The sequence below is a fragment of the Candidatus Schekmanbacteria bacterium genome (assembly GCA_016219965.1).
GTDB lineage: Bacteria > Schekmanbacteria > GWA2-38-11 > GWA2-38-11 > J061 > JACRJM01.
The window spans coordinates 1-23,686 of the sequence record JACRJM010000017.1; the positions used below are offsets into that span (position 1 = coordinate 1).

A 23,686-nucleotide genomic window follows, 5' to 3' on the forward strand; every position below is an offset into this window, starting at 1 on the left:
ATCATTCCAGATAGGCATATCCAATACTACAAACGCACGCCTGTCTTTAACAATGAATGATCTTGATTCTTCAGCTCTCGGACTTGGAGCAAGCTCTGGCCAAATAACCACAATAAGCACAGTTGGAATGGCTCAGTCTGCTTTAGATCAGATAGACAGTGCGATAGATATAATCACAAGCAACCGTGGTACGTTGGGTGCGCTGCAGAACAGGCTTGAATCAACAATTAGCAGTTTGATGGTAAGTTCTGAAAATGCAGGAGCAGCTCAGTCCCGTATCAGAGATGTTGACTTTGCTAGTGAAACTGCAATCTATGTAAAGAACCAGATCCTGGTAAAAGCTGGTACTTCAATACTTGCCCAGGCTAATTCAGCACCACAGGCAGCACTATCATTGCTCGGGTAAATCAAATAGATTGAACTGAAAATAGAACATTTATTATTCAATAAAGTTGCGGAGTCGAGATTAGGCTCCGCAACTTTCATTTAAAATATAACATTAAAAGTCCAATTTACTATTCTATTGTTTTTTCTTATCCCTTTACAGCAAAACCGACGCAGAAGACATCACGCTAATCAACTGAACGAGCAGTATTATGGAAGGCTTGAACGGAATGATAAGTAAAGGAATACTTCTCCTCTCCATCAGGTTAAAAAGAGATGCCGGAGGGGGGAATCGAACCCCCATGGAGCTAAGCCCCGCGGGATTTTGAGTCCCGTGCGTCTACCAATTTCACCACTCCGGCGACAGGGGAATAACACAAAAAAATCACAAATCTTTTCTGAGATTAACAGAATTTTGTTTTGATATACTCAAAAAACGTTGATGTCAAGAATAGCTGAAAAAATCTTCCAGTTTCTTTCTTACATCATCCATAGTGAAAGGCTTTGAAAGGACTATATTGTTAATATCATTGGAATTATCAAGAGCTTTGATGCTCGATGTATCTCCGGTAATAAAAATAATCTTGTCCTCATAACCGGGGTTTATCTCTCTTACTTTTTTAAGGAAGCTTACACCATCAAGGTCAGGCATTTTAACATCAGAGAATACTACATCATAACCATTATTACTGATCCTCTTCAAGCCTTCTACAGCACTCTGCGTAACATCAACAACATGTCCATCCTCCTCCAGGAACAGCATCAGGATATCTGTAATAACAGGTTCATCATCAATGACAAGAATTCTTTTTTTCTCAATTTTATTATTCATTTCTGTTTTATTTTCTCCGGTATTTCCGGTTTCTGAAACAGTCTGTTTAATTAAAGGCAATTCAACTATGAAATTAGTCCCAACCCCTTCTTTGCTGTTAAGGACAATTTGTCCTCCATGCTCTTTTACAATACCATATGATATACTTAAACCAAGACCGGTCCCTTTGCCCACTTCTTTGGTCGTAAAAAATGGATCAAATATCTTTCTGAGGTTCTTTGAAGAAATCCCGATTCCGGTATCACTGATTTCAATTAGAAATTTCTTTTTGTCAAATCTGGTAGCAACTTTTATCCTTTTTACACCGCTCTCCTTTGCTTCCACTGCATGACGCGCATTCTGAAGCAGATTTAAGATTACCTGCTGAATCCTGTTTGCATCAAGATATGCTTCAGGCAATTCCGAACCATAGTCTTCGATTACTTCTATTCCACTCGAACGCATGTCATAAATATTTAGAGCCAATGTTGATTCAACTATTGAATTAAGATCAATATTAACCTTTTTTGATTCGTACTTGCGCGAAAACATTAAAAGATTTGATATGATGTTCTGACAGCGCGCAGATTGTGTGTTTATTACTTCAACTTCCTTCTTAACATCAGAGGGGATGTCTCTTCCCATAAGTACCCCAGAATATCCTATTATTGCAGTTAGTGGATTATTTAGCTCGTGGGCAACTCCGGAAATAAGCTCACCTACAGATGAAAGCTTTTCAGCCTGTATCAGGTTTTCCTGAAGAGATTTTATCTCCCTCATGTCTCTTACTACCCCAAGACTTGCGAATGGTAATCCGCTTTCATCTTTTAGCAGAACAGCCCTTATGCTTGTAGGTATGATTTCTCCGCTCTTTGAGAGCAGTTCTATTTCAAGTCCATTTATGGGCTCCCCGTCTTTAAAATGTTTTTTAAGGGAACTTCTAATGAACTCATGACTTTCAGGGGGATACAAGACATAGAGTTCTTTGCCGATAAGCTCTTCTTTCTTAAAACCAAGAAGAGAACAGATGTAATAATTGACATCAGTGATCTTCTCATGGAGATCTATCACAGCTATACCATCTATAATGGAAGAAAAAACGGTTTTTAAATACCGTTCTGATTTTTCTATCTGATTTTCCGCAAGCCGCTGCTCTGTGATGTCTCTGGCCGTTGAAATCTGTCCGGATGCCTTCCCTTCGCTATCAACCATTGCCTTGCTTGTCCAGGAAAGGATTCGCTTTTGTCCGTCCTTGCGGGAAAAGCTTAGAGGTATGCCTGGGGTTATCTGTGAGGTTTCAGCCTTATCAATATAATCCTCTATCTTCTTCCCAACTGCATCTTCACCAAAAAAATGCAATCCCGAATCATTAAGCCACAATAGATTTCCTTCATTGTCTATATGGGCAATGATATCCGGAAAAACATCAATCAGGGTATCCCTGAATATTTTCATCTCGGCAAAGCTCTTAGCCTTACCGTCTCTATGTTTTTTCCAATACATATATCCGACAAAACCTGATGAAAGCAGTAATACTGTACCCACTAATGCCATAATTAAACCCAAAAACTTAAACTCCCTGATAGCTTCTCCATAATATACAATCAATCCAAAGACTATAAATGAGTGGAGCAAGGCTATATAGAGGACTATTTGCCGGGAGGAAGCAATATTATTGTTTTTTTTCAAAGTGCTAGTCGAAACTCCTTTACTATTTTTTACTTTATGCATGTTGATTAAATATAGAGTGTTAAGTTAATTATCCTTATTTCTTATCTGAAAAAGTGTAATGTTTATCGAATGATTGAGTCCTCTGATAAGTTAAAAAATGCCTGAAAAAGGTTTCGTAGGTCTTTTATGGTTTAAAATTCTTCTGAAGAAAACTATCTATAATAATAAAGAAGGGATGAAAGTTTGCTTGTAGAAGAATATGCAAAAATCTCTACTCTTGACGGAGCATGTTCCTCATATTCAGGTAATGTTATAGTCTTTTCCGCAAGAGGAGGAATATTAATTTCGCTTTTTACTATCTGCCATGGTTCATTCATAAGAGAATTTAACGTGTTGTTTTGCTTTTCATTATTTGCACCTTCATAAACAGAGTCTTCGCGGATAAAAAAAAGTCTGTCAAATATGATATAATTCCCTGCTCCATCAGAACTTCCCGATGCTTTGACTTCGAGTGAGCTTTCCTCACTGTTCTGCACCTTAATTCTGCCAATAAAAGAATTGGTCATCCCCCCAGATGATAATGATGGTAATGATAAATCAAAAGATGAAAGAGTGCTTCCATTAAACAGGAAATCCATCCGAGCTTTACCGGACTTAATTTTTGGCAGACTTAACCTTGTATAAACTTTATAGCTCCCCTCATCAAGAGCCAGCTTTCGGACAAGCTTTCCTTCAGAATAACTATCATAAAGCGGGAAAACCATAGCCGCATTGTTTGAAAAGTAATCTATTTCAGACGACATATAAGGCATGCCCTGAGACCAATGAGAATAGACTGAAAACCAGGGATTATGCTCCTCGTCTGATTCGTAAAAGGACTCTCCTTCTACTGCATCATCAATATAATTAACCATGTATGTAAGCTTCTCCTGAGATTTCCTGAGATTTTTTAGAGTTACAGTAGAGAAATCCAAGCCGGATTTGGGAAAAGAGCCATTGAAAAAAACTTCAATAAACTCCCCTCCCCTGTTCCCTATATATGGTCTTACAGGAAAGGCCCTGTCTGTAAAATCATCCGGTTTACCAGCCCGTTTTATGGAAGGATCATATAGGCAAATTATGGATGAATTATCATAAATACGGTTGAGGCTTTTGGAAGACAGGAGCTCTTCATGCATCTTAGGTTCTTCCATATTCCCTCTGATGCTCATGTCCCTGTATGTAAAGAATATGCCGTCAGCATATTTGTACATAGGCATTATGATATATGAAATATCATTTCTCAGGAATACAGGCTTGTAGTCTCCGCTAAGAAGAGAAAGGCTGTCCTTTAAAGGCAGGTCCCTCAAATCTTTCGAGTCTTTACCCTCAAGTATGCCAAATGGATTGTTCTCATAAATTATACCTTTTGCAACAGAAGAAGAGGGCAAATACTCTATGGCCCCAATATATGGCATGATTCCCGCAGAAAGCAGATTAATCCTTCTGTCAACCTGGCGGATACCTTCCGCAGAAAATACTATTAAAATCAGGGGAAGCAAAACTGAAACAGGAATCAGCATCTTCCCTTTAGATTCATTAGAGACGACAAAAGAAAATATGAAAACAATTACAAATGACATGGAAATAAAACAGAGCATCTTCAGTACTCCGGCAGATGACTGGACTTCAGTATCTAAATAGCCTGTCATTCTGCCCAATATATAAAGGACAGGAGAGAAAATAAGTGCAGAAAGGAGAAGATAGTTTCCCCCTCGTTTCAGGTTATTCACAAGATGATCAATCATCGAAGCTGACATTATGCAGAAAAATGGAATGGCAGGAACCAGAATCCTTGGAAAGTGATGACCCGGATTAATAAGAAGAAGGAACACGAATGAAAACGCATAGCAGAAACTTAAGAGACTCGCACATCTCTTTGAGCAGTCCTTCATCATAATGAAAGGAAACAGAATAAAAACTGGGAAAAAGAGATAAGGAGAGTCAAGAAGATGATTCTCAACGTTTTCCCATTTTTCCATATAAACAAAATCCTGAGATTTGAGCCATTGAGGCATGCCGAAATCCCTGAAGAAATAAAGCCCCAGACTCCCTGCCCTCCAGAATATAATTGGCAAAAGAAATAAAAGTGCTGAAACAATAAAAATCAGTGGATGATAAAATTTTATTTGTTCTTCTCTGCCGTCCTCTCCCTTCAAAAAGAGCAGCAGGACAGACAACAACATCATCCCGAGAATCGTAAACATGGAAAATGTCCTGAATCCGAAGGCTATCGGGATACATGCACCGGCAAGGACAATAAGGTAATATCTTCCGTTCACTGCTCCAATGAGAAAAAGATATGCTGAAAGAGTAATAAAAAAAGAAAGAATCATGTACGGCTTTGCCATAATGGAAAAAAGTATGTTAAGAGGGGAGAAAGCCACAAAGAACGAAGCAAGGAGAGCAGCCCTTCCCCCATATGCTTTATTTGTAAAAAGGTAGACCAAGATTAAAATCCCAATACCTGCAAAGGCATCGCCAAGCTTCCCTATGAGAATACTCTCACCAAAAATCTTATAAAGACTTCCGTTAAGGATTGCGGCAAATGGGCCTTCAAAGGGGACGATTCCCCGCTCATCAAATACTCTGCCGTTAAGGAGGGCTATGGCACCGTCAGTTTCAAGAAGAGGAGTGGTCAGTGCATAATAAATCCTGATAGCTATGGCTATTATCAGGATAGCAAAAAAATATATTTTCCCGGTATGATTTTTCTCATTCCGCATGGGAACGCTTACGGTACATTAAAAAATAATTTTAACATATACATGGCTGCGATGCCAGAAATAAGGATGATAAAGTTATATACATTATGCTCCCGATGAGTCTGCGGGATAAGGTCAGATGCTGATATATAAAGAAAGAAGCCTGCGGCAAAAGCAAGAAGTGCGCCCATGGAATAGGGCACTATATCTTTCAGAAAAAGCGATGCAAGGATTGTTCCTATAGGAGTAGCAGCAGATATGACAACTGAAATAAGAACAACCTTTTTCATTGGTTCCTTTGCATGGAACAAAATACCCCCAATCGCTATACCATCAGGTATTTTATGTGCAAGCACAGCGACCACTGCAAGGAACCCGAGCGTATTGTTTACCTCAAAACCAGCGCCAATCGCAATCCCGTCAAGTGTGGAATGTATCAAGAGCCCGATGACAGCTAAGCTGCCGAACTCATGGTGACGCTCCCCTGACGGCTCCTCATCAGAATGGGAATGAAAAAGCATAAATGACTCGAGAAGATAAAAAGAAATAAAGCCAGCCAGCGCAAACCAGAGGGCATCTCTGTTTATTTCAAGAGACTCCGGAAGGAGATGGATAAAGACAAGTCCGAGGAATATTCCTCCTGAAAAGCTTATCAGTTTAATAGAATTTGCTCTTGCCCATTTTTCCCGGAATATTAAGAGCGTCATCCCGAGAAGTGACCCCATTGCCGCAATAAGGCTATAATAGAAAGCTAAACTATTCAATCCAATGTTTCTCCATTAATATTAATCATAGCACTGTCAGCGTACTTCATTGAAAGAGTAAATACATCAGCAAAAGATTCAACTATGCTCTTTCTTATTTCATCTATGGAGGGGAGTGCGTTGCCAAGAAGCGCTGAAAGCGATGTAACACCTTTATCCTTTATACCGCAGGGGGTGATAAGATCAAAATGACTCATGTCCGGATTTACATTGAATGCGAATCCGTGGAAGCTTACCCATTTCCTCACTGCCATGCCAATGGCGCCTATCTTTTTATTTCCCACCCAGACACCGGTTAATCCCTTTATACGCTCACCTTTAATATCATAATGGGCAAGGACTCTTATCATGACCTCCTCAACCCTTCTTACAAAAAGATGAATGTCCTTTTCTTCACGTAAATCCAATATAGGATAACCGACTATCTGTCCCGGCCCATGATAAGTTATGTCACCTCCTCTTTCAACGCTGTGAATCTCTATGCCTGCATCTTTAAGATATTCCTCGCTCACAAGGAGGTTCTCCCTTTTTCCGGAACGGCCGATAGTTATAACAGGATTATGTTCGAGCAAAATAAGATAGTTATCTTCCTTTCCTGCAATTACTTTTTCATAAAGGAGTTTCTGAAGTTTAAGAGCCCGGGTGTAATTCACATTGCCGAGGCTAAGACAGTAACACTCTTTTTTCATCTTAGTTTAACCCGCGTATCACAAAATCCTGCATCAATATTACAAGAAACAACCTGTTATAGCCTGGCAGTTCCTGCGGCAGGCGCATGAATTTTTAAGCCTAAACAGGGCTGCCAGACCATGCATTATATTTTAACCTCAGTATATTAAGCCATCTTCCCTTATCCCTTTTTCAAGGAGCAGGACCTTAAAAATGTCTCCCATACCGGATGGCAGTACCAGATTCTTTATCTTCTGTATTTCATTATACTTTTCTATATCAAGTCTGCCGTTTCCTGCAAGTGCGGAAAGCTGTTCAAGAATCCCCCATCGGATAAAGAAAGAACGGGAATCCGTAAAATCAGCGATACTAAAACCGGATATTATTGCCTCATATATGAGTTCAGAAAAATTCACTGAGCAGGTCACATCCTGCTCGCCTAGGAATTCATAGGGATCATCAGAAACTTTATGGTTCCTATAACACCGCATCGTAGGATGCGGGTCTTGCTCTGCATAAAGCCTGTGTGCAAGGTCCCCATAATCTATTATCAGCATGACTCCTTTGTTAATGGATTTCGATATCCTGTTAAGTACAATATCAAAACCGGGAGCTATCTCAACCTCACCGCTCCCAGTTAAATCAGAAAACCATCTGTTATAAATCTTCTCTACCTTTTCTTCTGATATTTCCTTTTCAATTTCATGGATTGTTTCGCCCTCAATTTTCACGAAAATTTCACTGGGCGCACCGGAGTTTAATCTTATCCTCGAAAAAGGAAGTGCGTCAAATAATTCGTTGCATATGACCACAGCGCTGTCAAAAAAGGGAAGTTCATCAAGATTTGAAAAAAAGGTAATCGGAAATTTAATATGGGAAAGCCTTTGCTTGGCCTCATTAATAAAACTTATGTTCTGCTCTATAAGTACAAGCTCTAATCTTTCTTCAGTAATGCCCGCCTGCAAAAGATTGTCAGCAATATCCTGCATAAGCATTCCCCGTCCGCTGCCAATTTCTATGATAGCAAGTTTTTCATTGGCGGGGAAAAACCTAAGCTGCGAGATAATAAATTTTGAAATGCAGATACCAAAGGCGTTAGTAAGCTCCGGAGCTGTGTAGAAATCCCTGTATATCCCTGGATGCTTCCTTCCCCTGCCGTAGTAGCCATAATCCGGATCATGGAGTATGGATGTCACGAATTCATAGAATGAAACGGAAGTTTTACTGCCAAATATCCTGTTTGTCAGTTCCTGATGGGAAAGCATTTGATTGCCTCCCTTAGACCGGCGCTATCTTGGTCTGTAACCAAGCTTAGCAGTTTTTAAGGAAGGTCTATCCTTTAAAATATCAATATTGTTAACGCGGTCTGAAAATTTATTGAATGAACATTCAAGTTCACTGCTCATTATTATGGCCTCAACCGGACACGCATCAACACAGAACCCGCAGAATATGCAGCGAAGCATATCAATCTCAAAACTCTTTGGCCTTTTTTCTATGGATGGATCAGGAGATTCTTCGGCTACTATGGTAATGCACTCTGCGGGACATATGGTCGCACACATATAGCAGGAAACACACTTCGGGGTGCCGTCTTCCCTGCGGTTAAGGATATGGACTCCTCGCAGCCTTTCTGAGTATTCACGTCTCTCTTCAGGATATTCAATTGTAGGCCTATCCTTTTTCACTACATTGCTTACAAGGTTACCCATTGTGACTATCAGGCCTTTTAAACTTGCAGCAATACTCTTATCTTCAACTTCAACTATTTTTGTTTTTATCATTTTATAAATCCCGGTTTTTTAGCATCAGAGCTTTAATTGAACCCCTGTATCTCCAATATCTGAAAACTTAATGCTGCTGAATGCACTTACCACTCCTGCCAATTCATTAAATATGGCCGGTGCTGAAAGCTTTTTTCCGTCTCCACCAAGCTTATTAATCATGTCCTGAAATATCTCGCTATGGCTTTTTACACTTTCCTTCCGCTTGATTGCTGATTTTATTTTCTGCACGCGACCTGCATAATTCGTAAAAGTCCCGTCAGCCTCGGCATATGATGCTGAAGGGAATACAATCTGAGCCGGCATATCAGAAAGCGGCACAAACATTGAATGGACTATAATTGCATCAACATTCTTAAGCGCATCACGGAGCGGCTGAGATGTTGCACCGTCCCGGAGTATTTCAGGCGACATCAGATAAAGGGCCTTAATCCCGTTCTTATTTATAATATCTGCGACCCTCTCAGGAGTCATCTTCCCATCGTCAGCCTTTATTCCAATCAGTCCCGCGCCAACAGTATTGGGGTTAGGATCAATACGGCGTAAGACCTTGTCCTCCATTACTGAAGCGTTGTTAACGCCATCCGTTTCTCCGAGGCTGATGTGCGGAGTTCTAATGACTTCAGAAAAAAACTTCTTAAAAAGATATAGGTCTTCGTTTGTCCCTTTTGGAGAGGCTATTGCCAGTATCTTGTCATTGCCATATTTTGAGGCAATGTCTTTAAGCTTTTGAGCCCCTTTTTCAACTGCGCTCTCATAAGATATTTCCTGAAAACCACTGCCGGATTTTTCAAGCGCCTGATAGAGCCTTCCTTCGTCGTTTATAAGTTTATAGGACATCCGCCCTTTGTCGCATATCCAGCTTTTATTGACATCTGCATTGTACCTTGGCCTTAACCTCTGGACTAAGCCGTTCTTTGATTCTACATATATATTGCACCCTGTACTGCATGTAGGACATACAGAAGGTGTTGTGTTTAAGAACCATACCCTGCACTTGAATCTAAAATCCTTGCTCGTAATCGCGCCTACCGGACATATATCAACAAGGTTTCCTGCATAGGGGTTGTCAACTACTGCATCATAAAAAGTCCCGATCTCAGTGCGGTTGCCGCGGTTTGAAAATCCAAATTCGTTTGAGCCTGTAACATCCTCACAGAATCTTACACATCTAGAGCAAAGGACGCATCTTTCAGTGTCGAGCACAATCATGTCGCCAAGCCTCAAAACTTTCCTTTTTTTGACTTTATCATTTAACGGAATGCGGGAATCATAAAGGCCGTAACGCATGTAATAATCCTGAAGGAAACATTCCCCAGCCTGATCGCATATGGGGCAGTCTATCGGATGATTGAGAAGGAGAAACTCCAGTACTCCCCTTACGGCCTTTACCACCTTGGGGCTCTTTGTATAAACAACCATCCCGTCAGCTGCAACCGTTGCACATGAAATGGCAAGTTTCGGCATCTTCTCGACCTCAACCTGACACATCCTGCAGTTACCAGCCCAGCGCAGATCCTTGTGATAACAGAAGCGTGGTATCTCTATACCGATCCTGTCAGCAACCTGCAATATGCTTTCGCCGGTCTCAAACTCAGCTTCTATTCCATCTATTGTTATCTTAGGCATTGCATCATAACCCTAATTTTGCCCTAATGTTTTTCCTTAACATCACATTTGCCGTTCTTTATATGGTACTCAAACTCATGTCTGTATTTATTCAGGAATCCTACAACAGGCATGGCAGCAGCATCGCCGAGCGGGCAGACTGTCTTCCCCATTATGTTGTCGCAGATTTCATAGAGGAGGTCTATGTCAGAAAGCTTTCCCTCGCCATTCATTATTTTTTGAAGAATCCTATACATCCATGCAGTACCTTCGCGGCAGGGTGTACACTGCCCGCACGATTCATGCGCATAGAAATGGGCAAGCACTGTTATTGCCTCTACCATGCAGTCTGTTTCATCAAAGACAATGACTGCCCCAGAGCCTAACATTGAACCTGCTGCTGCAATGGATTCATAATCAAGGTTTACTTTTTCTATTTCTTCGGCAGGGAGTACAGGCGTTGAAGAACCTCCGGGGATTACAGCTTTCAGTTTCTTCCCGTCTTTTACACCGCCGCAGTATTCATCCAGAAATTTTTTAAAAGGATAGCCTAAATCTACTTCATATACTCCGGGTTTGTTTACCTTCCCGCAGACGCTGAAAAGTTTTGTGCCCGTGCTTTTTTCAGTCCCTATCTTTGCATATGCAGCGCCGCCGTTTAAAATTATCCACGGCACAGCCGCCAATGTTTCCACATTATTTATTACCGTAGGACAGCCAAAAGCACCAACGACCGCAGGGAAAGGAGGCTTAAGACGCGGATATCCTCGCTTTCCTTCAAGTGACTCAAGAAGCGAAGTCTCTTCACCGCAGACATATGCACCTGCTCCTCTGTGAACGACTATATCAATATCAACTCCATCGCGTCCAAGGACATTACTGCCAAGAAAGCCCTTTGCTTTTGCCTCTTCTATGGCTTTCTCGAGCATCATTGCTCCCTTGTAAAACTCCCCTCTTATATATATGTATGCTGTTTTTACTTTCAGGGCATAGCTTGACACTGCAATGCCTTCGACAAGAAGATGAGGGTCTCTTTCAATGATGAATCTATCTTTGAATGTTCCCGGCTCTCCTTCATCTGCATTGCATACAAGGTATATGGGCTTTTTAGTGTCCTTCGGGATGAAACTCCATTTAAGACCTGCAGGGAATCCTGCACCGCCGCGGCCTCTGATGCCTGCTTTCTTCACTTCATCAGTAATTGCCGCAGGCTCCATAGTCAATGCTTTTTCAAGAGCCTTGTATCCGCCCCGTGAAATATAGGCATCTATATTCGGCTGGTCCTCAAAGTCAGCATTTTTTAAAATTATCTTTTCCATTATTTACCTGTCAAGTTCTCCGGCTATAATATTCAAACTCCCTAGTACAGCAATAAGGTCTGAAATCATTTTCCCCTTAAGCATTTCAGGAAATGCCTGGAATATTGCAAAACATGGAGGTCTCACCTTGACCCTGTAGGGATTTTTCGTCCCATCGCTTATCATGTAAAAACCAAGCTCTCCGTTTGCCGCCTCGGTAAAAGAATATATTTCACCGGGCGCTGGCTGAATGCCGTGCATTACAAGTTTGAAGTGATTCATGAGCGATTCGATATTGGAATAAGTCTCTTCCTTCGGAGGAAGTTCTACCCTCTTGTCTCCTGAGTTTACCGACCCTGAAGGGAGTGTTTGAAGCGCCTGCTTGATAATCTTAGCGCTCTGTTTTATCTCCTCGATGCGGACAATATACCGGTCGTATGTGTCTCCGTTCTTTCCGACCGGCACTTCGAAATCAAATTTCTCATAGCCATAATAAGGATGGTCTTTCCTCACATCATAATCAACTCCGCTCGCTCTCAGGCATGGTCCTGTCCATCCATACTCAATCGCATCTTCCCTGCTCATCACGCCCACACCCCTTGTACGTTTATGGAAGATAACATTCTTATTATTGAGCTTTTCAACGAAATCCATGAATTTATCAACTTCGCTTAATATGGTTTTACAGCGGGGGAGAAAATCCTGCGGTACATCAGCCGCGAGGCCTCCGATTCTCACATAATTGGTCGTAAGCCTTGAACCGCAGCATGATTCTATCAAACCATAGATGTCTTCCCTTGGTTTGAAGAAATACCAGAAATTTGTGAGGGCTCCGAGGTCAACAAGATTTGCCCCAAGACAGACCATGTGATCCATCATCCTTGAAAACTCCGAAAGGATTACCCTGATGCTGATTGCCCGCGGTGTGACCTCAACCCCCATGAGCTTTTCAATAGCCATAGCATAACCCACATTGTTCATGAAAGATGAGCAGTAGTTCAATCTGTCCGTGTATGGAATTGCAGTGTGATAGGTATGAGTCTCGCACATCTTCTCGAAACAGCGGTGTAAATATCCTATCTCGGCCTCTGCGTCTTCTATTATTTCACCGTTAAGAAGGGTCTGTATCCTCAAAGTACCATGCATGGCAGGGTGAGAAGGACCGATATTTACTACATACCTGTCTTCGCCGACCTTCTTAAATTCTTCTTTTAAGTATTCCCTTATCTGTGTGCATTTTGTCCTTTTCCCTGCATCATGGTCTTTTCGCAGGGCATGTCCTTCGAAGTGTTCATGGCAGAGGATTCTTACGTGGTTTGGATGCCCTTTAAATTGTATGCCGAACATGTCATAGGCTTCCCTCTCAAACCAGTTGGCTCCCTTCCAGATTCCTGTAACTGAGCTAACGACTGCATCCTCTTCCATCAAAGGCACTTTGATCCTCACCCTCTGTTTTTTACTTAGAGAATAAAGATGGTAAACAGCATCAAAGCGTTCTTCCCTCTTCCCAAGGTAATCTACTCCGCAGACATCGACTAACATTTTATAGTCAAGGGCAGGGTCATTCTTAAGTGTATCGCATACAGGGAGAAGGTCAGCGCGGTTTATGGTTATGGCGAGGTTGCCGCAGTCATCCCTGATATCTATTATAGCATCAGGGTGCTTCACCATTAAGACTTTTACAGTAGATTTATCTTCAATATTGTTTGGCATTATTATCTGGATTTTCTCTTCACTGAGCTTTTTTCAACAATCTTCTGGATCATCATAACGCCGTTTATAAGGTTCTCCGGTGTCGGCGGACAACCTGCAACAAAAACATCAACAGGGATTATCTCTTCAATCCCCTGCACAACATGGTAAGCCCTGTAAAAACCTCCTGAACAAGCACATGCACCCATTGAAAGAACCCATTTAGGCTCTGGCATCTGGTCGTATATCTTTTTTAACACCGGCGCCATTTTGTCGGTTATGGTCCCTGCAACAAGGAGAAGGTCTGCCTGACGCGGAGAAAATCTCACAACCTCGGCACCAAACCTTGCGAGGTCATAATGAGATGATACTACCGACATGAACTCAATGGCACAGCATGCCGTACCAAAGGGCATGGGCCATAGAGAACCCTTCCTCGCCCAGTTGACGAGGGCATCAACTTTCGTGGTCAGCCAATCACCTGGAATATATTCTTCTATACCCATAATAAGTGCGCTTTATTAAATGAATTGAAGTCATTTGGCAAGAAAAAATTGATGGGAGATTAGTACACTGGAACGCGCTTGTTATTAAAAATATTTTTTAAAAAGAAAACGTATTTACATTTGTCCCTGAAACAGATGGATTTTTTATGAGCTCACGACTTCCCCGACTATTTCCAGAGCTTTTTTTATTCCAATGGGCATTGGCAGTGAAGCTGCAAATCCGAATTTTTTATAATCACTCATAACAGGACTATCAGCATGTTTGCTTATAACAATAGCTTTAACTTTCGGGTCTATTTCGCGAAGTATTTCCAGCACAACGTCGCCAACCTGTCCCTGCTTCATCATTAAGGTTAATAAGACTGCATCAAATGGCCTGCTTGTGATTAAAGCTTTACTGTACAAATGGATTGCCTCAGACTTGTCCTGTGTATAAACTATTTCATATCCTTCTTTCTTCAAAGATTCATCGTATAATTCCAGCATTGGCGATTGTTCGTGCAGCACAAGCAGTTTTTTCTGCAAATGGTTATTTGCCGGAGCAGATTTTCTTTCTGTACTTAGCTCCATTCCGTTTATTGCTTCTTTCTTACAGGGAAGGTATATAAAAAATGTTGATCCTTTCCCTTTTCTTGATTCTACACTCATATAACCGTTGTGCTTCTTTACTATAAAACGGCAAGCCGCAAGTCCAAGTCCTATACCTTTTGCCTGCTTCATCTCTCCATATTTTAAATAGGGAATGAAAATTTCTGAGAGGTCTTGAGCTGATATTCCAACGCCGTTGTCCTTTATCGAGACTTCAACATATTCCCCCTTGGCCGCACCAAGCTCATTTGTTTCTTCAAGAGTAACATTCCTTGCTCTTATATTAAGATTTCCTCCGCCTGGCATGGCTTCCCGTGCATTGGTAATTAAATTGCTTAAGACCGTAGTTATTTTTTCCCGCTCAATTTCAACAGGACATTTCTCCAATGAGAAATCAAAATTATAAACAATATTTGAATCCTTAAGCAAAACGGTCGCTGTTTCTTCTATCACATTTATCATTTCTTGTTTTAAAGACATTTTCACTGCCGGAGGTCGTTCGTCAATGATGGAAACTAAGTTCTCGCTTAATTTTTTTATAAATTCGCAAATTGTTTTTGTTTGTCCCAGGTTCGTTGTGAGCTTCCCGCAGTCACCGCATTTATTCTCCATGTCCCTGAGATTGTTAAGCAGCAGAGTTGTCATATTGTCAAAATCATAGACAACCCCTGTCGCAATAGTAGTCAGTATTTTTATTTGCTCCTCTTTACCTGGCTCATTTTTAGAATCATTTTTTGAACTCTTATCACTAACAGCCAGCATAAAATGTATTTCCCCGGTTTCTTTTTCTTCTATAGCTATACCGGTTATTTCGGCATCTAATGAAGTCTTGTTGGCATCAAGAAGTTTCACCTGACAGGTAGCTCTTGTTTTATTTTTATACAAAGTTTTTAAAAAAACATTAAATGCCGGAAGGCTATCAGGGTTCACAAATAACTGGAAACGCCTTTTGATGAATTTTTGTTTATTAGTCTTAAACATTGAACATCCAAAAGTGTTTGCATCAATTATAGTTCCGAATTTATCTAATGTGAAAAGCCCCTGTGGTGCAAGAAAGTAAAGCTCTGAATATTTTTCCGACAGACTCTCAAACTTATTTTTTGTCTTCTCTAATTCTTCGTTTTGCAACTCCAGTTCAATCTGGTGTACCTGCAGCTCACGAATCACGGCGTCTTGATCAGGCTCGATTACTCCGGCTTTTGTTTTTTGTTTAATTTCAGGAGGAAGTTCAGGTTCATTACGCCGTTTCTTCTTTAATAAAAGGCTTATCTCTGCTTTTTGTTTAAGGTCATTTAATCCTTTTTTAGATGATTTTTCCATTGTCTATCCCTCAGCCAAAATCATTTAACTTGTCAATTGTTGTTATTTTGATGCAAAGCTTTACAAAAAAATTGTCTTCTTATCCTCTCTCATTTAAGCCTATTATGCCAAGAAGAATAAATTTCGAGGTATCACCATTCACGCTTAGCATACTTGCATTGATCTGCTTTATTTTTCTGCCATTTACCGGAAAATCACACTCGATCTCCAGATTGTAAAACTCTCTATCGCTCATAAGAAGTTCCTTCATATGTTTCATTACTTCACGGATATCCCACTTATTGTCGCAGAGTTCAAATAGTTTCTTACCTAACACATCTTCCCTTCTAAAATTAACAGCCTGACAAAAAGCATTGTTTGCAGTAACTATGGTTAAACTTTTGTTAAGCACTAAGAGCGGCTCGCGCATTGCTTCTATTACTAAATCAGCATGTCGCACGGCATTGTCCCAAATATCCTGTTTTTCTTTCACATATTTTTCAAGCTCTTTACAGGCACTGATATTATGGAAAGTCAGAACTGTGCCATCTATGAAGTTATCCTCAGTCTTATAGGGAACAATCTTCATCATATACCACTCCCCTTCATTAGACTGAATCTCTATCTCCATTGGCACAAGTGTATCATTGACTTCTTTAACATCTTTTGCAAGATTGTCGTACTTTAAATTTGAAATAATGTCTGTGATGGGGCGTCCAACATCAGCCTGTATAAAATTAAAAAGCTTTGTTACTGAAGGAGAAAATCGCCTTATGTTAGCGCTATTGTCCAGGAATATTGTTGCTAATCCGGTGCTCTCGAAGAAATTGCTTATGTCATCGTTGGACCGGGAGATGCTTTCTATTCTGCTTTGAAGCTCTGCATTTACATTAATAAGCTCTTCCTGCGAGATTGTAAGCACCTCATTAGAACTTTGCAGTTGTTCATTTAATGAAATAAGTTGTGCCTGTGATGTTTCCATATCATCCAGAACATTACTCAGGTGTTTTTTTGTATACTTCAATTCTTTCTCCAGAAAATTGACAATGGAATCCTGTCTGGATTGTACATCGCCTTTCTTCGCAGACCTTTTCCTCTTTTCCGGAGATTCTATAATGTCTTCAAAAACCACCATTAAGAGCCCTCTCATAGCTTCAGGTTCTGCAATGGGTATTACCCTGATATTGATTGACTGATAGTCACTGCTCAACTTTACATCTAAATTTTTAATTTCAACATCTTTTTTTAAGGTTAACGCCTTGTTTACGGCTTTGCGAAGCTCATATTTCAATCCTTCCCGCGCCATTGCAAAAACATTCATGTTGGCTTTTCCCGCTGCCAGCTCCAGATACTCCCCTGTCTGTTTGTTTATATAAATTATATCTCCTTTCTCATTTATAAGAACTGAAGGAGGGGTGAAGCGTTCAACAAGTATCTTCTCTGCTATTTCCTGCTCGATTTCTTTAAAACTATGATACTTGTCCAGCATCTTATCGGTGGGCATTGTTAATGGAATTGATGGACTGTAAACCAACCCTTTCAGTTCCCCTTTATTTTGAAAAGGTGAATCCTCCCTTATGAAAATCTTCCACATGCAGTCTATAGGCTTAAAAATGTCAGGACAATCAGTGACATTTTCTGACGAACCAAGGAAAAGCATACCATCAGGATTTAAGGCAAAATAAAAAAGTATTTTGATTTTTTTTTGAACATCTGAAGTGAAATAAATAAGAAGGTTCCTGCAGCATATTAGATCAAGCTTTGTAAATGGGGGATTATTAATAATATTATGAGAGGCAAAAACCACCATCTTTCTTATTTCATCTTTGATTTTGTAAGAATCCCCCTCTTTAGTAAAGAACCGCTCAATGCGTGCTGGAGACACATGAGTAATAATTTTTGATTTATCATATATCCCCTGCCTTGCCTTATCTATCCCTTCCTTATCTATGTCTGTTGCGAAGATAAGTATCTTGAAATCATTCATTGAGCCGGACTCATCAATGCACTCCTTGATTGCAATGGCAAGGGAGTAAGCCTCTTCTCCTGTAGAACATCCCGGAGCCCATATTCTTATGACATTTTCGTCACCCTTATTTTTTAAAATCCGGGAGATAGCGTTCTTTTTTAAGCTTACGAACGCTTGAGGGTCTCTGAAGAAATTTGTAACTCCTATTAAAATATCTTTGAATAAAAGGTCAATCTCCTGCGGAGTTGCCTGGAGATATGCTGCATACCCAGCTAGGTTTTTCAATCGGCAAATAGCCCTCCTTTTTTCTATCCGGCGATAAATCACATGTTTTTTATAAGATGACAAATCATTCCCTGTGCGGTGCCGAATGAGCCTGAGCACCTTCTCAAAGGCTGTTTCAGTTGTACCTTTTAAGTCAACATTAGTCTTTGCCGGCTGTTTGGAATAGTTTTTAACATATTCTATAAGCTTCATTGGCAGAGCTTCAGGGGGGGCAATAATATCTGCAAGGCCTGTGTTGATGGCGCTTCTTGGCATGCTGTCATATTTAGCTGAGCTTATCTCCTGCACCATCGCCATTCCGGAGTAGTCCTTTATCGCTTTAAGACCCATTGTGCCGTCAGTACCCATTCCGGAAAGTATTATACAGATGCTTTTCTCCTTCTGATCTTCAGCAAGAGACTTTAAAAAGAAATTAATGCATGATTCCAATCCACACAAATCAGACTTTTTTTCAAGATGCAGCTTACCGTCCTTAATTGACATATTCCTGTCAGGTGGGATTACATATACACAGTTTGGCTTGACCATTACATTATCCTCTGCCTGTGACACCTTCATCTTTGTAATGTGTGTGATAATTTCCGGCATTAAATTTCTCCGGTTTGGATCAAGGTGTGCAATTAGGACAAAAGATATTCCGGTATTTGCCGGCATGGATGAGAAGAATTTTTCCAGAGCTTCAAGGCCGCCTGCTGAACTGCCAATTCCAGCTATAAATCGTTTTTGTTTGATTTTGTTAGTAACTGGATTTCGAGGTTTGTCTGAATTAGGAATTAGTTTTTTTTTATACTGCGATTTTTTTGTAAATTCACTGATGTTTTTTGTTTTCATAATAATTGCGCTTTTATTAAAGCAATCTTAAAATATGTGGCTAGCTTAATAAAGCTGATTAAGTACAAGTATATATGAAAAAACTATTTCAGTAGTTATAGGTTAACATGAGAACTGTCAAGGAAAAACAATTTCAGTAATGAAACAAAAAGTTCTATGACTTTTATTATAATGCTGCCAGCACTGTTTTCAGCGAATCGTTGATGTTATCGGGGAATTATTACCAAAATGGCAATCTATTTATCTGTTTTAATTGTGAAAACCATGGACTGTCGGATTCCTGAACACTTCTCAAAGAAAATTCTTTTTATTTTTCAATTAGATATTAAAAACTATAAAATTTGAGTCTTGGAAAGATAACATAATTCACCATAAAAATTGCTTATTAAGTCCTCTCCTTCATCACTACCTCACATTGATAAACTATATATTTTTCAATACATTACATTTAATTACTATTATCGTCCTGTATTGTGGCATAACTTTTGCAAATACCTGCATCGAGAAGAGCGCGCTTCTTAATAAAAATCCAAGGATTAGTGAAATTTTGGTTGTCTGAAGCGAAGAACTTAGCAAATGAAGACAACTAAAAGAAAGGTGGGAGGTTTGTCTTCAAATCAGGAAAATCAGCAGAAGCACAGGTAAGCAGTAAAACGAAGTAAAATGTGGAGAGGAAAAATGAAGAAAAAATGGTTGGGGATTTTAGTTTTATTTTGTTTCGTAACAGCATTTTCATGGGGAATTGGGAATAGGGTTTCCGCCCAAACAACCCAAATGGACAGCAAGGATAGCAGTGACATTATAACAAGGATGCAAAACAGGACAACAGCAGCGCAGAGGAAAGCTGCTGCAGAACGTGCCGCAGAAGCACGTGCCGCAGCCGAGAAGAGTACACAGGATACAACAACTGTAAAGAAAAGCAACAAGAACAAGAAGTCAAAAAAAGGGAAGAAGAATAATAAGAGCGCAAAGATTGGAGTCCCCGGTGTAATGGATCCCGGTGGTACACCGGATTATTTCGGTATTTACCCGAATTACGCCAATAGTCCATTACCTACGGTAGATCCGGTTACAGGAGCGGTTTCAGGCGGAATCAGGAAGTTCGTAGATTCACTCCCCGGACTTGGTGCAGCTAATGCAAACAATCTTGGTCAGTATATCCCTGTCGCTATTCCTGATACAACAACATATCCGGGCTCAGATTATTATGAAATAGAATTAGTCGAGTACGCCGAGAAATTGCATTCTGACCTGCCCGCCACTAAACTTCGTGGTTACAGACAAACTAACACAACAGATGCAACGGTGAGCGTGCCCCATTATCTGGGACCTCTGATAATAGCCCAGAAAGACAGACCGACACGTATTAAGTTCACCAATAGCCTTCCTATAGGCAGCGCAGGAAATCTTTTCATTCCTGTTGACACAACCGTAATGGGTGCCGGTATGGGTCCTGATGGAGCCAATTATACAGAAAACCGCGGCACCCTTCATTTACATGGCGGATTGACTCCATGGATAAGCGATGGGACTCCTCATCAGTGGACTGTTCCTGCAGGAGAGTCAACAACACTTCCCACTGGTGTAAGCACTCAAAACGTTCCTGACATGCCTGTCCCATCCGGCGGGTCTATAACTTTCTATTATCCGAATCAGCAGAGCGCAAGATTGATGTTCTACCATGACCATGCTTATGGAATAACCCGTCTCAATGTTTATGCAGGCGAGGCGGCAGGTTATCTGTTACAGGACACAACCGAGCAAAGTCTCGTTTCAACCGGTATAATACCTGCTGACCAGATTCCTCTTGTTATTCAGGATAAGACTTTCGTACCGGACACTGCTCAACTCGCCCAACAGGATCCAACATGGGATATAGCCAAGTATGGTGGTAAGGGCAATCTCTGGTTTCCTCATGTATATATGCCTAACCAGAATCCATATGACATGTCCGGCGCAAATGCTATGGGCAGATGGGATTATGGTCCATTGTTCTGGCCTGTTTTCAGCATGATAACAAATGGTCCTGTACCTAATCCGCTTTTTGGCACTGATCCGGTTGAGCCTCCGGAAAATCCGGGAACACCTAATCCGTCCCTTGTACCTGAAGCCTTCATGGATACACCGGTTGTTAACGGTACAGTTTATCCAACAGTAACAGTGCAGCCAAAGTCATACAGGTTAAGAATTCTTAATGCATGCAATGACAGATTCCTTAACCTCCAGCTTTACACAGCGGATCCGCTTGTTACGACTGCTGATGGCAGGACTAACACAGAAGTCAAGATGGTTAATGCATTCCCTGGTACGGGCTTACCTGCAACCTGGCCAACGGATGCAAGGGATGGCGGCGTACCGGATCCAACAACTGCTGGTCCGGATATGATTCAGATAGCCACTGAAGGCGGTTTTCTTCCGGCACCGGTAGTAATACCTGCCCAGCCGGTCAACTATAACTATAACCGTAGAGACATCGTTGTCCTCAATGTATCAGACCATGCTCTCTATATGGGTCCGGCAGAGCGGGCAGATGTCGTCGTTGATTTTTCCGCATTTGCAGGAAAAACACTGATTCTTTATAACGATGCCCCTGCGCCTGTTCCTGCATTTGACCCGAGAATCGACTACTACACTGGCGATCCGGATCAAACTGACACAGGCGGCGCACCGACAACGCTGGCTGGCTACGGTCCTAACACACGCACCATTATGCAGATAAATGTTGCAGCAGCAACTCCTGCGGCGCCATTTAATATCACCAACCTGAATAATGCCTTTGCATCAACTGCCACAACGGAGGGCGTATTCGCATCGTCTCAGGACCCGATCATAGTGCCTCAGGCTGCTTACAACTCAGCCTACAATACGACTGTCGTTGACCATATGGGAACATCCTGCGGAAGGATTCAGGACACTTCCATGAGCGTTACTCCATTGGGCTCTACCACCCCATTGTTGATTCAGTTCATGCCAAAGGCTATACAAGAGCTCTTTGAGATGGAATACGGAAGAATGAATGCCACACTGGGAGTTGAGCTGCCATTTACCAATTCAACTAACCAGACAACAATCCCCTTAGGTTATGTAGATCCTACTACCGAGACACTTGCAGACTCCATAACACCTCTCGCACCTGCGGCTGGTGATGGAACTCAGATCTGGAAGATTACACATAACGGCGTTGACACCCATGCGATACACTTTCATCTGTTTAATGTGCAAGTTATAAATCGCGTTGGATGGGACGGCGCTATAAGGCTTCCTGATGCGAATGAACTTGGATGGAAAGAAACAGTCAAGATGAACCCATTGGAAGATATCATAGTTGCCATGAGACCGGTTGCTCCTCAACTTCCATTCGGAATTCCCGAGAGCGTACGCCCCATGGATGTTACAAAACCGGTGGATGGCGTCACAAGCTGGCCAAGTATAGACGCGATTACCGGATTCCCAACTACAGTTGTTAATGATTATGTGAACTTTGGCTGGGAATACGTATGGCACTGCCATCTTCTGGGGCATGAAGAAAATGACATGATGCGTCCAATAGCTTTTAACGTTGTGGTTAATGTACCAAACAAGGTAACCAGCCTGACAGGCTCAGGAGTATTAACAGGGATCGAACTGACATGGAAAGATCCTACACCAGCAGCTTCAGCGAGTACATTAGGCAATCCACAAAATGAGATCGGCTTCAGGATTGAGCGGGCAAACATTGGTGGAGCTTATGCATTTGTTGGAAATGCCCCTGCGAATTCAACTTCATTTATTGACACTACACTTACTGGCGCAGGTAATTACTCGTATCGTGTTACAGTATTCAATGCTGCAGGTGACTCCCTGCCGGTGACTGTAACAGCATCGACAATGATCATTACAACAAGTAGTCCATTGCCGACTGTGGTTATTGGAACGCCCTACAGCCAGACACTGGGTGCTACAAATGGTACCGCGCCGTACACATGGTCTAAAACTTCCGGCTCACTGCCGACTGGACTAACCATGACCAGCGGTGGTCTCATCTCTGGTACGCCGACTACAACCGGGAACTTCACGTTCACAGTTCAGGTCGCTGATGCAGGCGGACTCATTGCAACAAAGTCTTTGACAATCTCGGTTATTAATCCGCCTATCATTACCACGGGCACTTTACCGGGTGCAACTGTAGGAAAAGCTTACAATTATACCGTAAAGGCAAAAAGCGGTGTCCCACCGTACACCTCATGGACTATAACAGGTGGTGCGTTGCCTGATGGACTAAGCTTAACCATGACCGCAACCGGCGGCAACATAAAGGGTACCCCTGCAGTACCGGGAACCTTTAACTTTACTATACAGGTTACAGACAGCGATGGAAACAGCGGAAGTAAAAACCTGTCTATCACAGTAGGAGTAGCACCGTTTTCGATAACAACATCCACTTTAAGTAATCCAACCAGTGGTAAAGCTTACTCAACCACTATAAAAGCAACCGGCGGGGTTAAGCCATATACATGGTCGGTAATTTCCGGCTCACTGCCGGCTGGTCTTTCTTTGAGCACCGACGGAGTTATAAGCGGTACTCCTACAGTAAAGGGTACATTTAACTTTACTGTACAGGTTGCAGATGGATATGGGACAGCACCTGTCAGCAAGGCAATGAAACTGACTGTAAAATAACTAGGCAAGTTCATGACTGAACAGCAGTATTGTTCAAAATGACTTGTAAGACACAAACTTAAACTAAGCCCCCCTCCGGGAACGGAGGGGGTAACTTAGTATTTGTAAATTAGAAAAGGAAAAA

Annotated in this window: 14 protein-coding genes and 1 tRNA gene; 2 read left to right on the forward strand and 13 right to left on the reverse strand. The window is 41.4% G+C overall.

The genetic code is table 11. The annotated features are described in order from the left end of the window. On the forward strand, positions 1-406 hold a 406-nt coding region (locus HZA77_16100; protein MBI5376956.1), incomplete at its 5' end, for a flagellin FliC. A gap of 255 nt (positions 407-661) precedes the next feature. On the opposite strand, the gene HZA77_16105 is transcribed toward HZA77_16100, so the two are convergent. The 13 genes from HZA77_16105 to HZA77_16165 form a co-directional block, all read right to left on the reverse strand. Further along, positions 662-746: transfer RNA gene (locus tag HZA77_16105), tRNA-Leu, on the reverse strand. Between the two features lie 83 nt (positions 747-829). Beyond that, positions 830-2,884, reverse strand: a complete 2,055-nt coding sequence (locus HZA77_16110) for a PAS domain S-box protein (GenBank protein MBI5376957.1) — start codon at positions 2,882-2,884, stop codon at positions 830-832. A gap of 194 nt (positions 2,885-3,078) precedes the next feature. Continuing rightward, complete coding sequence (locus HZA77_16115) at positions 3,079-5,631, reverse strand: glycosyltransferase family 39 protein (protein ID MBI5376958.1); 2,553 nt, start codon at positions 5,629-5,631, stop codon at positions 3,079-3,081. Positions 5,632-5,639: 8 nt separating this feature from the next. Further along, positions 5,640-6,374, reverse strand: coding sequence for a ZIP family metal transporter (locus HZA77_16120; GenBank protein ID MBI5376959.1), 735 nt, complete (start codon positions 6,372-6,374; stop codon positions 5,640-5,642). Further along, positions 6,371-7,063 carry a lipoyl(octanoyl) transferase LipB gene (gene lipB, locus HZA77_16125; GenBank protein MBI5376960.1) on the reverse strand — a complete coding sequence of 231 codons (693 nt, stop codon included), beginning with the start codon at positions 7,061-7,063 and terminating at the stop codon, positions 6,371-6,373. Before lipB ends, HZA77_16120 begins: the two co-directional genes overlap by 4 nt. Positions 7,064-7,201: 138 nt before the next feature. Then, complete coding sequence (locus tag HZA77_16130) at positions 7,202-8,308, reverse strand: SAM-dependent methyltransferase (protein MBI5376961.1); 1,107 nt, start codon at positions 8,306-8,308, stop codon at positions 7,202-7,204. 24 nt (positions 8,309-8,332) lie between these two features. Further along, on the reverse strand, positions 8,333-8,827 hold the full coding sequence (locus HZA77_16135) for an NADH-quinone oxidoreductase subunit I (protein ID MBI5376962.1): 495 nt from the start codon (positions 8,825-8,827) through the stop codon (positions 8,333-8,335). Between the two features lie 24 nt (positions 8,828-8,851). Next, positions 8,852-10,456: a (2Fe-2S)-binding protein gene (locus tag HZA77_16140; protein ID MBI5376963.1), complete on the reverse strand. Its 1,605-nt coding sequence runs from the start codon at positions 10,454-10,456 to the stop codon at positions 8,852-8,854. Between the two features lie 23 nt (positions 10,457-10,479). Further along, positions 10,480-11,754, reverse strand: coding sequence for an NADH-quinone oxidoreductase subunit NuoF (nuoF, locus tag HZA77_16145; protein ID MBI5376964.1), 1,275 nt, complete (start codon positions 11,752-11,754; stop codon positions 10,480-10,482). A gap of 3 nt (positions 11,755-11,757) precedes the next feature. Then, complete coding sequence (locus tag HZA77_16150; GenBank protein ID MBI5376965.1) at positions 11,758-13,080, reverse strand: NADH-quinone oxidoreductase subunit D; 1,323 nt, start codon at positions 13,078-13,080, stop codon at positions 11,758-11,760. Between the two features lie 368 nt (positions 13,081-13,448). Beyond that, a complete protein-coding gene (nuoB, locus tag HZA77_16155) occupies positions 13,449-13,931 on the reverse strand; it encodes an NADH-quinone oxidoreductase subunit NuoB (GenBank protein ID MBI5376966.1) in 483 nt (160 codons plus the stop codon). A gap of 144 nt (positions 13,932-14,075) precedes the next feature. Further along, on the reverse strand, positions 14,076-15,839 hold the full coding sequence (locus HZA77_16160) for a hypothetical protein (protein ID MBI5376967.1): 1,764 nt from the start codon (positions 15,837-15,839) through the stop codon (positions 14,076-14,078). 79 nt (positions 15,840-15,918) lie between these two features. Beyond that, positions 15,919-18,903, reverse strand: coding sequence for a PAS domain-containing protein (locus HZA77_16165; protein MBI5376968.1), 2,985 nt, complete (start codon positions 18,901-18,903; stop codon positions 15,919-15,921). Positions 18,904-19,581: 678 nt separating this feature from the next. On the opposite strand from HZA77_16165, the gene HZA77_16170 reads away from it, so the two are divergent. Further along, positions 19,582-23,562 carry a putative Ig domain-containing protein gene (locus HZA77_16170; GenBank protein MBI5376969.1) on the forward strand — a complete coding sequence of 1,327 codons (3,981 nt, stop codon included), beginning with the start codon at positions 19,582-19,584 and terminating at the stop codon, positions 23,560-23,562. The last annotated feature ends 124 nt before the right edge of the window (positions 23,563-23,686 follow it).